We start from the raw sequence: 14,097 nt of genomic DNA, 5'->3' as shown, positions 1-14,097 counted from the left end.
GGGTACTTCATGACCAACCCGATCTTTTTTGGCGACCCCGAACAGGTGGCAGCGGCGGCACCGGGAGGCGTCTTCACGCTGACCGGCCCGGAGGCGCGGCATGCCGTGTCGGTCAAGCGGCTGGCTCCGGGCGAGGACGTTGACATTGTCGACGGCGCCGGGATCCGGCTGCGCGGAACTGTCCGCTGCGCTGAGCCTGCCCTGCTGGAGATCGAGGTCAGCGAAGTCCAGTCCGAGCCGGCCCCGGTTCACGAGTTCATCCTGGTCCAGGCCCTGGCCAAAGGGGACCGGGATGAGCAGGCCATCGAGGCAGCTACCGAGCTCGGGGTCGACGCCGTCATTCCGTGGCAGTCAGAACGCAGCATTGTGCGGTGGCGGGCCGAGAAGGCAGCGAAGGGACGGGCGAAGTGGCAATCGGTCGTAACGTCAGCAGCCAAGCAGTCCCGCCGTTCCCGGCTGCCCGTCGTCCTGGACGTCGCTGATACCAAAATGCTGCCGCAGCGGCTGGCAGGGATGGACCTGGTGCTCGTCCTGCACGAAGAGGCGGACACTGGACTGGTCAACGCGGTGGAGTCGCTGGAGCTGCAGGGGCAGGATCGTGCACCGGGGGACCGGGTTTCCATTGCCGTGGTGGTGGGCCCCGAGGGCGGGATCTCTCCCGCGGAACTCGAGTCCCTGCGCGCTGCCGGTGCCCTCACCGTGCGCCTTGGGCCGCACGTGCTCCGCTCTTCAAGCGCCGGCCCGGCAGCACTGGTGCTGCTGAACTATTTGCTGGGCCGCTGGTCCTAACTGCTCCAGATGCCGGGCAGGCCGGAGCGCGCGGGTCAGTAGACAGTAATGCGCTTCGAATCCTCGTTGGCACCATCGCCGTGGAAGACCCGCAGGTTGTATTCGCCCGGTTCCAGTTTGATGCTGACTTCGAACAGTGCCGTTTCGCCGGTAGCGGCGTCGAGTGCGACTCTGCCCGTGGTGGCGGCTGACGTATCCGGACGTCCCTTCACGATCGGCTCGACGCTCCAGGAAAGCTTCTCCTCCCGGACCACGGCGGAACCGGTGACGGTGACGGAGGTTTCGACGCCGTCGCCTTCCTGGGGATCGATGATCCAGATCGGCGCGGGCAGCAACTTGTCCCGCTCGAGCGGTTTTTCCAGCAGCTCGTGGCCGAAGGCCTGGTAGCCTGCCTTGCCGTCCACCAGGACAATCACGCTGGTGCTGTACCCCGCCGTCGTGAGCCCGGCGTTGGCCGCAGCAGCGGTGGCGGTGTACACCAGCTGCTGAACGGCCCGGTGGGCCATGCCTGCGTCAAGTGAGGCCTTGAAGGCGTCGGAAGTGATGTCCACGGTGATGATGTTCTTGCTCGAAATCGAGGCGGTCACTTCAGACGCCGGCTGCCAGGGTGTGAAGTAGTCGCTGTCACGGGGGACCTGCGCCGTCATGGCCTGTACTGCTTCGCCAATCGGGTCGCCCGTGTTCTCGGACGGCAGGAATTCCCGGTACAGCTGGATGTCGGACTCGTTCTGGGCCAGCCAGTAGACCGGCATGACAACTTTCGACGCCGTTGCCTCCGCGGGAGCCGAAACCGCCATGGGCAGCCCCTCGGACGCCGAGGATTTGCTGAACGAATCGGGCATCGATGTGGTCGGCAGCTCTGCGACGACACCGCAGCCGGGGAGGATGAACGGAACTGCCGCTGCGAGGAGGAGGACACGGACGCGGGTCTGCCGTTGTTTTGCCATAGCCGTCCCTGCCTTCCGTTGCTCAGTGCCCGCAGTCCGGGGACCGGGCGGTGCATGTGGGGGAGCGTCCGGAGCGGGGATCCGGTCGCAGCACGACCCCCAGCTTGGCACAGCCCGCGGCCCGAAAACGGTGAGTTAACTGTTCTGGGATGGGACTGAAACCTGATTGAGACCGAGCCGATGCAAAGCCGAGACAAACCGCGTAATCCACGTCACGGACCCTTCCCGTGCCCGTTGCGGCTACACTCCTGCTGCCATGGCGGCACGGCGTGGCGCAGATCAAGTAAGATTAAATGAGGTGTGCGCGCGGAATTACTCCGGGAGCCTGCCGGGGGAAGCATTCCGTTTTCAGCTTTAGACCAAGATGACCTGATAAGGGGCGATGAGAGGCCGAGGGGCCGTATATATGACCGAATCTTCAGCAGGAATCGGCACCATCCGCGAGGACCAGCAGACGATTGTCTTTGACTCCACGGAGCATATGGTCCAGTCTCTGGGCGCGAATGACGAGGCTTTGAGAGTCATCGAGTCCGCCTTCCCCGAGGTCAACCTCCACGTCCGGGGCAACGAACTCTCTGTCTCAGGCCCGGCGCCTGCCGTTGACCGGACCGTCCGCCTGGTGAATGAGGTCCGGGTCCTGGCGCGCCACCAGACCCGTGTCACGCCGCAGGTGCTGGAACAGCTCATCACCATGCTCAGGGACCAGACCGCCGAACGTCCGGCCGAGGTGCTGACGCAGAACATCCTTTCCACCCGCGGACGCACCATCCGGCCCAAGACGCTGAACCAGAAGAACTACGTTGACGCGATCGACCGCAACACCGTGGTCTTCGGGATCGGTCCGGCAGGTACGGGCAAGACCTACCTTGCCATGGCGAAGGCCGTACAGGCGCTGCAGCAAAAGGAAGTCAACCGGATCATCCTCACGCGTCCTGCTGTCGAAGCGGGGGAGCGGCTTGGCTTCCTCCCGGGAACGCTGAACGACAAGATCGACCCCTATCTGCGGCCCCTCTATGACGCCCTGCACGACATGATGGATCCTGAATCCATTCCCCGCCTGATGGCCGCCGGCACCATTGAAGTGGCACCGCTGGCCTACATGCGCGGCCGTACCCTCAACGACGCGTTCATCATCCTGGACGAGGCGCAGAACACGACGCCGGAACAAATGAAGATGTTCCTGACCCGCCTGGGCTTCGGTTCCAAAATGGTGGTTACCGGCGACGTCACCCAGGTGGATCTTCCCGGCAGCACCGTTTCGGGGCTGCGGATCGTCCATGGAATCCTGGACGGGATCGAGGACGTACAGTTCTCGGAGCTCACAGCCACGGACGTGGTCCGGCACCGCCTTGTCAGCGACATCGTCACGGCCTACGGCGAATGGGACGAGGAACGCCGTTCCCGCACAGCCTCCCGCAGTGCGGGCCAGGAGAAGAAGTAATGAGCATTGAAGTAAACAACGAGTCCGCCCTGGAAGCCGACGAGGAAGCACTCGCGCGGCTGGGCCGCTACCTGCTGGACGCCCTGTACGTGCATCCCGAGGCTGAGCTGTCGATCATCCTGGTGGACGAAGACGCCATCGAGAAGCTGCACATCGAATGGATGGACCTGCCCGGTCCGACCGATGTCCTCTCCTTTCCCATGGATGAACTCCGCCCCGGTTCCCCCGGACGGCCGACTCCCGCAGGTGTCCTGGGCGACATAGTCCTCTGCCCGCAGGTTGCCGCCCGCCAGGCGGAGACGGCCGGCCACAGCACTGACGATGAGCTTGCCCTGCTGACCACGCACGGTGTCCTGCACCTGCTGGGGTACGACCACGCCGAACCTGAAGAGGAAGCCGAAATGTTCGGTCTCCAGCGGCAGCTCCTTTCCGGCTATCTGGGCAAGGACGCCCCGAAGGAGACACGCAGTTGAGCGTAGGCGTGCTGCTGGTGATGGCCATAGCCTTTACGGTCCTGGCCGGACTCCTCACCGCCGCCGAAGCTGCCTACGGCTACCTTCCCCGCCACGAGGCCGAGGCACTGCTGACCGGCAGGGCCGGGAAACCACTGCAGCGGATCCTCAAGGCGCCGGTCGCCCACATGCACGCCCTGCGGTTCTGGCGCGTGTGGTTCGAAATGGCGACCGCCGTGTCCGTTGCCATGGCTTTCCAGCTGATGGTGAACAACCTGTGGCTCGCAGGGCTCCTGGCAACCGTGACCATGGCCGGTGTCGGGTTCGTGCTGGTGGGTGTTTCTCCGCGCCAGATCGGGCGCAGGCACGTTACCGGCGTCGTTGTGCTGACTGCCGGCCTGGTGAGCCTGCTGCGCATCATCCTCGGCCCCATCCCGGGCTGGCTGGTGAAGATCGGGTCCGCAGTGGCTCCGGGAACCCAGGGTCCGGATGCAGCCTTCTTCACGGAAGAGGAGTTCCGGGAACTGCTGGACCGGGCCTCCGAGGCCGACATGATCGAGAACAATGAGGCGGAGCTGATCCACTCCGTCTTCGAACTCGGCGACACCAAGGTCCGGTCCGTGATGGTGCCGCGCACGGACATGGTCTGCATCGACTCCGGTTCCACCCTCCGGCAGGCGATGTCACTGTTCCTCCGCTCCGGCTACTCCCGGGTGCCGGTCATCGAGGACAGTGCAGACCAGATCGTCGGAATCCTTTACCTCAAGGATGTGGCGGCGCAGCTGCACGGACGTGCACCCGAGGCGTCCTCCCAGCCGGTCGACGGACTCTGCCGCCCCGTGCGGTACGTGCCCGAATCCAAGGCAGTGGGTGAACTGCTCCAGGAGCTCCAGCGCGAATCCACCCATGTGGCGATCGTCATCGATGAGTACGGCGGAACCGCGGGCCTGGTGACGCTTGAGGACCTCATTGAAGAGATCGTCGGCGAAATCGTGGACGAATACGACTCCGAACGCCCCGAGATCGAAAACCTGGGCGGGGGCAGGTTCCGGATCAGCTCCAAGGCAGGCATCGACGACCTTGGCGAGCTCTTCGAAACGGACCTGGAAGATGACGAGGTCGACACAGTAGGCGGTCTCCTCGCGAAGGCGCTCGGCCGCGTGCCGATCGTCGGCAGCGAAGTAGTCGTCGAAGGAATCGTCCTCCACGCCGAGCGGCTGGAAGGCCGCCGCAACCGGGTCTCCCACATCCTCGCCTGGAAGCAGCCGAACGGGCAGCAGCCCGAGAACTCAACGCCGGAGAAGCATCCGGCCGGAACGAAATCAACAGAACTGGTACCCCGAAATGACTGAGCCAACTTTCCGCGCCGGATTCGTCTCCCTGGTAGGACGGCCCAACGCCGGCAAATCCACCCTGACCAACGCGCTGGTGGGGCAAAAGGTGGCGATCACCTCAGCCAAGCCGCAGACGACCCGCCACACCATCCGGGGAATCGTGCACCGCGAGGATTCACAGTTGATCCTGGTGGACACCCCGGGGCTCCACCGGCCGCGCACGCTGCTGGGCCAGCGCCTCAACGACCTCGTGGCTGACACGCTCGCTGAAGTCGATGCGATCGGCTTCTGCCTCCCTGCCAACGAAGCAGTGGGCCCCGGTGACCGCTACATCGCGAACCAGCTGGCCGCGCTCAAGGGCAAGCCCATCATCGCGCTGGTCACCAAGACCGACCTGGTGGACCGTGCCGCCCTGGCCAAACAGCTCATGTCCGTCACAGCCCTGGGCAACGAGGTCCGCGGCGAGGCCGGCTGGGCCGATGTGGTGCCGGTTTCCGCAGCTGACGGTTTCCAGGTGGACACGGTGGCCGACGTCCTGGCCTCCCACATGCCCGCCTCGCCTCCGTTGTACCCCGACGGTGAACTCACCGACGAACCCGAAGCCGTCATGGTGGCCGAACTGGTCCGCGAAGCCGCCCTTGAAGGGGTCCGCGATGAACTTCCGCACTCCCTGGCCGTCGTCGTGGAGGAAATCGTGCCGCGTGAGGGGCGCAGCGCGGAAAACCCCCTTCTTGACGTGCGCGTGAACCTCTACGTTGAACGGTCTTCGCAGAAAGCGATTATCATTGGGCGGGGCGGAGCACGCCTGCGCGAGGTCGGAACGAACGCCCGCCGCGGCATCGAAGCACTGCTGGGAACCAGGGTCTACCTGGACCTGCACGTCAAGATCGCCAAGGACTGGCAGCGTGATCCCAAGCAGCTGGTGAAGCTGGGCTTCTAGAAGCACCAAGCCAGCTTCTTCACAGGAGCGCCCCGTACACTTTGTTCATCCATTTTCGCTTGCCCGAATACTACTGATCCGTGGGAGGGACCGGCCATGACAGCACGCCGTGCCGCAACAGGTCCTCATCCCTCCGCGCCCTCAGGGAACCGCCGTCGGCGGCAGGCCGTGCCCGGCAGCCGGCACCTCGGCAGCCGCGCCGCCAGGGGAGGCCACCCTGTCCTGGCCACCCTCGCGGTGCTGCTTTCCCTCACCCTGGTCTCCGGGCTCGCGTTCGCAGGTATCCAGCTGATGCGGCTGCAGAGCAACTTCGATACCAAGCCGCTGAACATCGGACAGGGCCAGGATCAGTTCCCGGCGGACACAAACACTGACGCCATGCAGATCCTCGTCCTCGGAACGGACAACCGCGAGGGCCAGGACTCCAACAACTCGGACGTCATGATGCTGGTGAACATGGCTGCGGACCGCTCCCACGTCACGGTGGTCAGCTTTCCCCGCGACCTGCTGGTGCCGCTGCCCGCCTGTACGGATCCGGAGTCCGGGATGCAGTACCAGGAAATGGCCCTGGGGCAGCTCAACGGCGCCCTTGGAAACGGCGGACCCGGCTGCACCGTCGCTGCGATCAACGAACTCACCGGCCTGAACGTCGACCACTTCATGATGGCCGATTTCAATGCCGTGAAGGAACTCTCCAACACGCTCGGCGGGGTGGAGGTGTGCGTCAACCAGCCGGTGGACGATCCGCTGTCCGGCCTGAACATCCCGGCGGGTGTGTCCAGCGTCCAGGGCGACCAGGCCCTCGCCTTCCTCCGCACCCGCCACGGATTCGGCGACGGCGGCGACGAGGGCCGTATCAAGGCACAGCAGAGCTTCATGGCCTCCATGGTCCGGAAGGTGCAGGGCGAAGGTACGCTGAACAACCTTCCCCGGCTCTACTCAATCGCGGAGACGGTGACGAAAAACCTGACGGTCGACGAGGGACTGACCGATGTTTCAACCCTGATTGCCCTGGCCGGCCGCCTCAAGGACGTCGACCTCGGCAATGTAGCCTTCGTGACCGTGCCCGTGGCACCCTACGCGCTGGACCCCAACCGCCTGGTACTCGACGAGGCGGCGGCAAAGCCGCTCTTCGACAGGCTCGTCTCGGACCAGTCGGTCACCGGCGGGGAAGAGGCTGAGGCTCCGGCTTCAGAAACCGCCACGCCAGGCACCCCTTCGGCCACGCCCGCGCAGGCACCCGAAACCATTGACCCGGCAACTATTCCGGTGACCTTCCTGGACGGAATCAGCGGCGAGCCCACCGGCCGTGACGCTGAGCTGGCGCGGTACCTCCTGAGCGAGGGATTCACCCAGGCTGTGGCCGGCGGGCTCTCCCAGGGCACGACTCCCGGAACCCAGATCTTCTACGCCTACGGCTACGAGGAAATGGCCAACCAGGTTGCCGCAGAGCTGAACATCCCAGCTTCCCAGGTGGCACTCAGTGCCGTGGTGAGCGGCGTCGTCGTTCAGGTTGGTGCGGACTTCACGACCGGCACCGCCATGGATGAGACCGGCGACCTTGGCGGACTCACGGGACAGACGGCGGCGCAGGTTACGTGCCAGAGCGCCTTCGGTTACTGAGCTTTCAGTAGCCCCGGCACCACCGTGTTAGTCTGGGCACGTGCGCGCAGAGATCCTCCTTCTTAGCTGCCGCGGCGAGGCCACACAAACAACTGTTTAGGCCGAACCCTCGCTGCGGAGTTTGTGTTGCCCGGCCACCATTTCTGAAGCTCTCCAAAGAAAAGGCCACCCCAGACATTATGCGAAACGCACAGCAGCCCTCCGGCATGCCGATCCACAAGTACGTTCCTTTCCAGGACCAGATTGTCGTGGACCTTCCGGACCGCACCTGGCCGGACAAGGCCATCACCAAGGCTCCGCGCTGGTGCGCGGTGGATCTCCGCGACGGCAACCAGGCGCTGATCGACCCCATGACTCCCGAGCGCAAGCACAAGATGTTCGACCTGCTGGTGAACATGGGCTACAAGGAAATCGAGGTCGGTTTCCCGTCCGCGTCCCAGCTCGACTTTGATTTCGTCCGCCAGCTGATCGAAGGCGACCGGATCCCGGACGATGTCACCATTCAGGTCCTCACCCAGTCCCGCGAACACCTCATCGAGCGGACCTACGATGCGCTCGAAGGCGCCGACCGGGCGATTGTCCACCTCTACAACTCGACCTCCGTCCTGCAGCGCAAAGTGGTCTTCAACACCGACCAGGACGGCATCGTGGACATCGCGCTCACCGGTGCACGGCTCTGCAAGAAGTACGAAGAGCAGCTGCGCGGCATCGACGTCACGTACGAGTACTCGCCTGAGTCCTACACCGGCACCGAACTGGACTTCGCGCTGCGGATCTCCAACGCCGTCGCCGAGGTGCTGGAAGCGTCCCCTGACCGGCAGATGATCCTCAATCTCCCCGCAACGGTGGAGATGGCGACTCCGAACGTCTACGCAGATTCCATCGAGTGGATGCACCGCAACCTCGCCAACCGCGACTCCATCATCCTTTCCCTGCATCCGCACAATGACCGGGGCACCGGAGTAGCCGCGGCAGAACTGGGCTATCTGGCAGGCGCCGACCGGATTGAGGGCTGCCTCTTCGGGAACGGCGAACGCACCGGCAACGTTGACCTGATCACCTTGGGCATGAACATGTTCAGCCAGGGAATCGACCCCCAGATCGATTTCTCCAACATGGACGAGATCCGCCGTACGGTCGAATACTGCAACCAGCTGCCCGTGCCGGAACGCTCGCCCTACGGCGGAGACCTGGTCTTCACTGCCTTCTCCGGCTCCCACCAGGACGCCATCAAGAAGGGCTTTGAGTCCATGGAGAAGGATGCCGCTGCGGCCGGCAAGTCTGTTGACGAGCTGCAGTGGGGCGTCCCCTACCTGCCCATCGACCCCAAGGACATTGGCCGCAGCTACGAGGCCGTGATCCGCGTAAACTCCCAGTCCGGCAAGGGCGGCGTTGCCTACCTGCTCAAGAGCGAGCACAACCTGGACCTGCCGCGCCGGGCTCAGATCGAGTTCTCCGGTGTCATCCAGCGCCGCACCGACACCGTGGGCGGCGAAGTCACCGGAGCCGAGCTCTGGCGTGTGTTCCAGGATGAGTACCTGCCGATCACGCCCGAATCCGACGGCGAGGCCTGGGGGCACTACGCACTCACCTCCGTCACTGCAGACACCGCTGAGAACGGGTCGTTCCTGCTCACCGCCAGCCTTCGCGCAGGCGGCGGCATCCCGCAGCGCCGGGTTGCCTCGGGCACCGGTCCGATCGATGCGCTCCTGCAGATCCTCAGCCAGGACGGCGTGGACGTGCGCCTGCTCGACTACAGCGAGCACGCCCTGTCTGCCAGCGGCAACGCCATGGCTGCGGCCTATGTTGAACTTGCCGTCGGTGAGCGCGTGCTGTGGGGTGTTGGCATCGACTCCAACACCACCCTTTCTGCCCTGAAGGCAGTGATCTCTGCGGTCAACCGGGCGATCCGCGACAGCGCCGGCGCCTAGCCTTATTCTTCTCGCACCGCACGGAAAGGGCGCGCCCGGCCGCAACTGCACCCGGGCGCGCCTGTGCGTGGGAAAATAGGGAAGTGGCCACCAAATCGTTCGCTTCGCGGACCTACCGGGACGAAGCCGTTGTCCTGCGCACCCACAAACTGGGTGAAGCGGACCGGATCGTAATCCTGCTGACCCGCAACCACGGGCAGGTCCGGGCCGTCGCGAAAGGGGTCCGGCGTACCTCGAGCAAATTCGGTGCGCGGCTTGAGCCCTTTATGGTGGTGGACCTGCAGCTCTCCCACGGGCGTAGCCTGGACATCGTTACCCAGGCCCAGACCAAAGGTGCCTACGGTGCCGGAATCGCAGCAGACTACGCGCGTTACACGGCAGCGGCCGCCATCGCCGAGACAGCGGAGCGGCTGACGGACGTCGACGGCGAATCAGCCAACGCCCACTACCACCTGGTGATCGGTGCGATGGCAGCACTGGGCAGGGGAGCGCACGCTCCAGAACTCATTTTGGACTCCTACCTGCTGCGGGCACTGTCCACTGCCGGCTGGGCGCCAAGTTTCACGGCTTGTTCCCGCTGCGGCGCAGCGGGACCGCATACGGCGTTCTCGGCCCCGCTGGGCGGAGCGGTCTGCCCGGCCTGCCGGCCGCCCGGCTCGGCTTCCCCGTCGGCCGAAACCATGTCGCTGTTGTCTGCGCTGCTCACCGGAGACTGGGAGTCGGCGGATGCGGCAGGACCACAACCAAGGCGCGAATCGGCCGGGCTGGTAGCGAGCTACCTTCAGTGGCACCTGGAACGCGTTGTGAAATCCCTTCAACATGTGGAGCGTGTATAGCTTTGAGGTCTTCCCGCAAGAGTCCGGCCGCTGCGCCCTGGCCGCACCCCTCCGGTGCGGTTCCCCCGCCGCTTCCGCGGGAACTCGTCCCTGCCCACGTGGCAATCGTCATGGACGGCAACGGACGCTGGGCGAACCAGCGCGGACTGCCGCGCACTGAAGGCCACCGGGCTGGTGAAGCGGCCCTGCTGGACGTGATGGCCGGCGCCGTCGAAATCGGAATCAAGCATGTTTCGGTCTATGCCTTCTCGACGGAAAACTGGAAGCGGTCCCCCGAGGAGGTCCGCTTCCTGATGAACTTCAGCCGGGACGTACTGCGCCGCCAGCGAGACCAGCTGGACGAGTGGGGTGTCCGTATCCGCTGGTCGGGCCGGCGTCCGCGGTTGTGGCAGAGCGTCATCCGGGAGTTGGAGACCGCCGAAGAGCAGACAAAGGCCAACTCCACCTGCACGCTGAACATGTGCGTCAACTACGGCGGACGGGCAGAAATCACCGACGCCGTCAGTGCGATAGCCCAGGATGTGAAGGACGGCAAACTCCGGCCCGGCAGCATCTCGGAAAAGACGATCCAGCGCTACCTGGACGAGCCGGATCTGCCCGACGTCGACCTCTTCCTGCGCACGTCTGGAGAGCAGCGTCTCTCCAACTTCATGCTGTGGCAGTCCGCGTACGCGGAGATGGTGTTCATGGACACGCTCTGGCCAGATGTGGACCGGCGCACCCTGTGGGAAGCCGTGGAGATCTACGCTCGCCGCGACCGCCGGTACGGGGGAGCGGTGGACCAGGCCGCTGCAGGCAGCTAGGCCCGCTGCGTCAACAGGTACGCCGCAGCCCACCGGTCCAGCCCGGCGTAGACCTGCCTCCGGACCGGCTTTGCGGACAGCAGCACGTCATGCAGGGCGCCGTCGAAGCGGAGGACCGTTACCGCTGGTCCCAGCAGGAGGCCGCGCTGCACCATGAGGTTCACGTCGAGCACGCTGTCGGAAGTCATCATGGACGGGTTCCAGGTGGTACCGATGGTGGAGTGGGCCGAAGCCATGAGCAGGATCGGAACGTTGACGTCCAGGCCCCGGGCAACCTGCGCGTGCCCAGCGAGGACGGCGGAAACCCAGCCCGCGCGGATCGGCCAGCTGCCCGGCGGCTTCCACTGGGGATGCAGGTCCCACTCACCGTCAGCATCGGCACTAAGGCTTCGCCAGTAGTAGTCCAGTTCGGGAATTTTCAGGCGCGCCTTCGGCCGTGTCCGGGCGAGCGGCTCCAGCAGTCCCGCAGCGGCGTTGCGTGCCAGTGAGCTCCCGCGCAGTTCCAGCCAGGGGCTGTTCAGCATCAGTGCCTCGATCCGGCCGGGGTTCCGGTTCGCCCACAGTGAGGCCACCAGGCCGCCGGTGGAGTGCGCCATGAGGGAAATCCGGACCGGTGTGTCCTCGCCCCGTGCCGCATGTACATCCACCGCGACGGCCTCCAGCGCTGCCTCGATGTCGGCGTCGTAGTCTGAAAGGTCCGTGACGAAACCTTCGGACTGGCCCGGCCGCAGGCTCCGTCCATACTTGCGCAGGTCCAGTGCGTAGAACGCGACACCGCGCTCCGCCCAGAATGCGGCCAGCTCGGTTTGGAAGAAATAGTCCGCCCAGCCGTGAATGTAAATTACGGCATGGACTGCCTCCGGCTCCACGGGTACGCGGAAGCGGGAAACGGCTTCGCGGACGCGGCCCAGGAACGACGGCGGCGGGGGCGGCTTGGGGGTATAGGAGACCAAGGTGGCCTGAAGCGGACCTTCCTCATCGGCACCGAGGTCCAAGGTCAAGTAACGGTACCCGTCGCCGAGCGTGTCCGGCTGCCAGTTTTGCACCATATATCGACAATACGCGAACATCGTGCCTTATCCGGGCCGGGATTTGGCAGCGGACCCGCGTAGTGGAAGCATTAAAGTATGCGCGTCTACCCCACGTTCTTCCGGATCGTGTTCTCCGGAATGGATCCCGAAAAAGCCCACAAGATCGGTTACGAAGCCATCCGTGCCGTTGCCTGCACACCCGCGGCACCGCTGATGCGTGCCGTGATGCGGCCGGCCCCGGAACTGGCCACCGAAGCGCTGGGACTCACCTTCCCCTCGCCGTTTGGCCTGGCCGCCGGCTTCGACAAGGAAGCGTCCGCCGTTGTCGCCCTGACCAACCTCGGGTTCGGCCACGTGGAGGTTGGGACCGTCACCGCCCAGGCCCAGCCGGGCAACGCCAAGCCCCGGCTCTTCCGCCTGGTCGAGGACCGTGCAGTCATCAACCGCATGGGCTTCAACAACGACGGCGCCGCAGCAGTGGCCCCGCGGGTGCGGAAGGCCGTCGACGGCTTGTACCGCCGCTGGGGCCGGAACCGGCCGATCGTGGGCGTGAACATCGGCAAGACGAAGAAGGTCGACCTCGCCGACGCCGTCGAAGATTACCTGGCCAGCACCCGGCTGCTTGCCGCCGGCGCCGACTACCTGGTGGTCAACGTCAGTTCGCCCAACACGCCCGGACTGCGGCAGCTGCAGGACATCGACTCGCTGCGGCCGCTGCTGCAGGCGGTCGGCGAAACAGCGGACGAGACTGCGGGCCGCCATGTTCCCCTGCTCGTCAAGATCGCGCCGGACCTCACCGATGAAGACATCGACGACGTCGCCCGCCTGGCACTCGACCTGAAGCTGGACGGTGTGGTGGCCACCAACACCACGGTGCAGCGTTCAGGCCTGGTGACTGACCCGGAGACCGTGATTGCCGCCGGGGTCGGTGGACTCAGCGGAGCGCCGCTGAAGGAGCGCTCCCTTGAAGTGCTGCGCCGGCTGCGTGCCGCCCTCGGCGAGGGACCGGTCATCATCTCTGTCGGAGGGGTCGAGACGGGGGATGACGTCCAGCAGCGCCTCGACGCCGGGGCGAACCTGGTCCAGGGATACACGGCCTTCCTCTATGAGGGCCCGTTCTGGGCGGCTCGAATCAACCGCCGGCTGCAGAAACTCCAGCGCCGCCGGTAGGAGTCTTTCCCCGCCGGGCAACTAAAAAGGGAGGGACCCGCGGGTCCCTCCCTTTTTAGTCATAAGTCAGCCGGAACTAGGAAACCTTGTCACCGCGGCGTACCTGGGGCTTGGGCAGACGGAACCGGCGCAGCTGGAGCGCGCGGGAAATGCCGTACCAGACGTCGCCCTGGTTCGGGGCACCGAACTTGGCGGTGAGCTTGCGGCGGAGAACCATGCGGATCCGGAAGCTGTCGATGATCACCAGGACGATCAGGGCCCAGAAGGCCATGAGGATGAAGCTCTGCACGGTGAGGTTCTGGATGAAGCTTGCCACCACGAACACGGCGGCGGCGATCATGACGAACTCGCCGACATTCCAGCGGGCGTCGACGACGTCGCGGACAAAGCGGCGGTTCGGTCCCTTGTCCCGCAGGGGGAGGTAGCGCTCGTCACCGGTATCGAGTGCTGCGCGGGTCTTCAGCCGCTCTTCGCGCATGGCGGCACGGTTGGCTTCGCGGGCAGCCTTGCGGTCGTTGGGAACCAGGGGGCGCTGGCGCGCGGCTACCTGGTCCTTGCGCCGGGGCGTCGGTGCGCCTTTGCCTGCCTGGGCAGCCTTGCGCGCCTCTTCCGCTTGGGCCGAGGATGCGTGGTCCACAGTTTCCTGCGCGGTGGGCGCTTCTTTCTTTCGTCCGAACACTCATCAAGGATACCCGAAGCCCGGCTCTGCTGTTCGCGTTCGGCGGGTTGTGAAGCGCGCCGGCTGAAGGGCCGGGGGAGCAGGCCCCTGACAACTCTGCCCTGCAGGCAGGGCGGACAGA

Annotated in this window: 13 protein-coding genes; 10 read left to right on the top strand and 3 right to left on the bottom strand. The window is 65.3% G+C overall.

Annotated features, from left to right (window positions below):
- The first annotated feature begins 9 nt into the window (after positions 1–9).
- Positions 10–789 (top strand): 16S rRNA (uracil(1498)-N(3))-methyltransferase, encoded by a 780-nt coding sequence (locus NF551_RS08945; RefSeq protein ID WP_227895779.1) that lies wholly within the window; start codon positions 10–12, stop codon positions 787–789.
- Between the two features lie 35 nt (positions 790–824).
- On the opposite strand, the gene NF551_RS08940 is transcribed toward NF551_RS08945, so the two are convergent.
- The gene (locus NF551_RS08940; RefSeq protein WP_227895780.1) at positions 825–1,736 is read right to left on the bottom strand and encodes a GerMN domain-containing protein; all 912 of its coding nucleotides are present in this window, start codon (positions 1,734–1,736) and stop codon (positions 825–827) included.
- Between the two features lie 406 nt (positions 1,737–2,142).
- Between NF551_RS08940 and NF551_RS08935 the strand changes: the two genes are divergently transcribed.
- The 8 genes from NF551_RS08935 (at position 2,143) to NF551_RS08900 (ending at position 11,096) form a co-directional block, all read left to right on the top strand.
- Positions 2,143–3,177 (top strand): PhoH family protein, encoded by a 1,035-nt coding sequence (locus NF551_RS08935; protein ID WP_252604960.1) that lies wholly within the window; start codon positions 2,143–2,145, stop codon positions 3,175–3,177.
- Positions 3,177–3,650 carry an rRNA maturation RNase YbeY gene (gene ybeY / locus NF551_RS08930; RefSeq protein WP_227895782.1) on the top strand — a complete coding sequence of 158 codons (474 nt, stop codon included), beginning with the start codon at positions 3,177–3,179 and terminating at the stop codon, positions 3,648–3,650. The genes NF551_RS08935 and ybeY overlap by 1 nt, the downstream gene beginning before the upstream one ends.
- A gap of 20 nt (positions 3,651–3,670) precedes the next feature.
- On the top strand, positions 3,671–4,981 hold the full coding sequence (locus tag NF551_RS08925) for a hemolysin family protein (protein ID WP_423721696.1): 1,311 nt from the start codon (positions 3,671–3,673) through the stop codon (positions 4,979–4,981).
- Positions 4,974–5,903: a GTPase Era gene (gene era / locus NF551_RS08920; protein ID WP_227895784.1), complete on the top strand. Its 930-nt coding sequence runs from the start codon at positions 4,974–4,976 to the stop codon at positions 5,901–5,903. The genes NF551_RS08925 and era overlap by 8 nt, the downstream gene beginning before the upstream one ends.
- Positions 5,904–5,999: 96 nt before the next feature.
- Positions 6,000–7,526 (top strand): LCP family protein, encoded by a 1,527-nt coding sequence (locus tag NF551_RS08915; RefSeq protein ID WP_227895785.1) that lies wholly within the window; start codon positions 6,000–6,002, stop codon positions 7,524–7,526.
- A 179-nt stretch (positions 7,527–7,705) separates the two neighbouring features.
- The gene (gene leuA / locus NF551_RS08910; protein ID WP_227895786.1) at positions 7,706–9,457 is read left to right on the top strand and encodes a 2-isopropylmalate synthase; all 1,752 of its coding nucleotides are present in this window, start codon (positions 7,706–7,708) and stop codon (positions 9,455–9,457) included.
- 83 nt (positions 9,458–9,540) lie between these two features.
- Positions 9,541–10,293 carry a DNA repair protein RecO gene (gene recO / locus NF551_RS08905; protein WP_227895787.1) on the top strand — a complete coding sequence of 251 codons (753 nt, stop codon included), beginning with the start codon at positions 9,541–9,543 and terminating at the stop codon, positions 10,291–10,293.
- 2 nt (positions 10,294–10,295) lie between these two features.
- Positions 10,296–11,096 carry an isoprenyl transferase gene (locus NF551_RS08900; protein WP_227895788.1) on the top strand — a complete coding sequence of 267 codons (801 nt, stop codon included), beginning with the start codon at positions 10,296–10,298 and terminating at the stop codon, positions 11,094–11,096.
- On the opposite strand, the gene NF551_RS08895 is transcribed toward NF551_RS08900, so the two are convergent.
- Positions 11,093–12,145, bottom strand: coding sequence for an alpha/beta hydrolase (locus NF551_RS08895; RefSeq protein WP_227895789.1), 1,053 nt, complete (start codon positions 12,143–12,145; stop codon positions 11,093–11,095). The genes NF551_RS08900 and NF551_RS08895 overlap by 4 nt on opposite strands.
- Before the next feature lie 78 nt (positions 12,146–12,223).
- Between NF551_RS08895 and NF551_RS08890 the strand changes: the two genes are divergently transcribed.
- Positions 12,224–13,297 carry a quinone-dependent dihydroorotate dehydrogenase gene (locus NF551_RS08890; protein WP_227895790.1) on the top strand — a complete coding sequence of 358 codons (1,074 nt, stop codon included), beginning with the start codon at positions 12,224–12,226 and terminating at the stop codon, positions 13,295–13,297.
- Positions 13,298–13,373: 76 nt separating this feature from the next.
- On the opposite strand, the gene NF551_RS08885 is transcribed toward NF551_RS08890, so the two are convergent.
- Positions 13,374–13,976, bottom strand: a complete 603-nt coding sequence (locus NF551_RS08885; RefSeq protein ID WP_227895791.1) for a DUF3043 domain-containing protein — start codon at positions 13,974–13,976, stop codon at positions 13,374–13,376.
- Between the last annotated feature and the right edge of the window lie 121 nt (positions 13,977–14,097).

The organism is Arthrobacter caoxuetaonis, assembly GCF_023921125.1.
GTDB lineage: Bacteria > Actinomycetota > Actinomycetes > Actinomycetales > Micrococcaceae > Arthrobacter_B > Arthrobacter_B caoxuetaonis.
The sequence above is the reverse complement of the archived record's forward strand: the minus strand, read 5'-3'. Positions and strand labels throughout refer to the sequence as shown.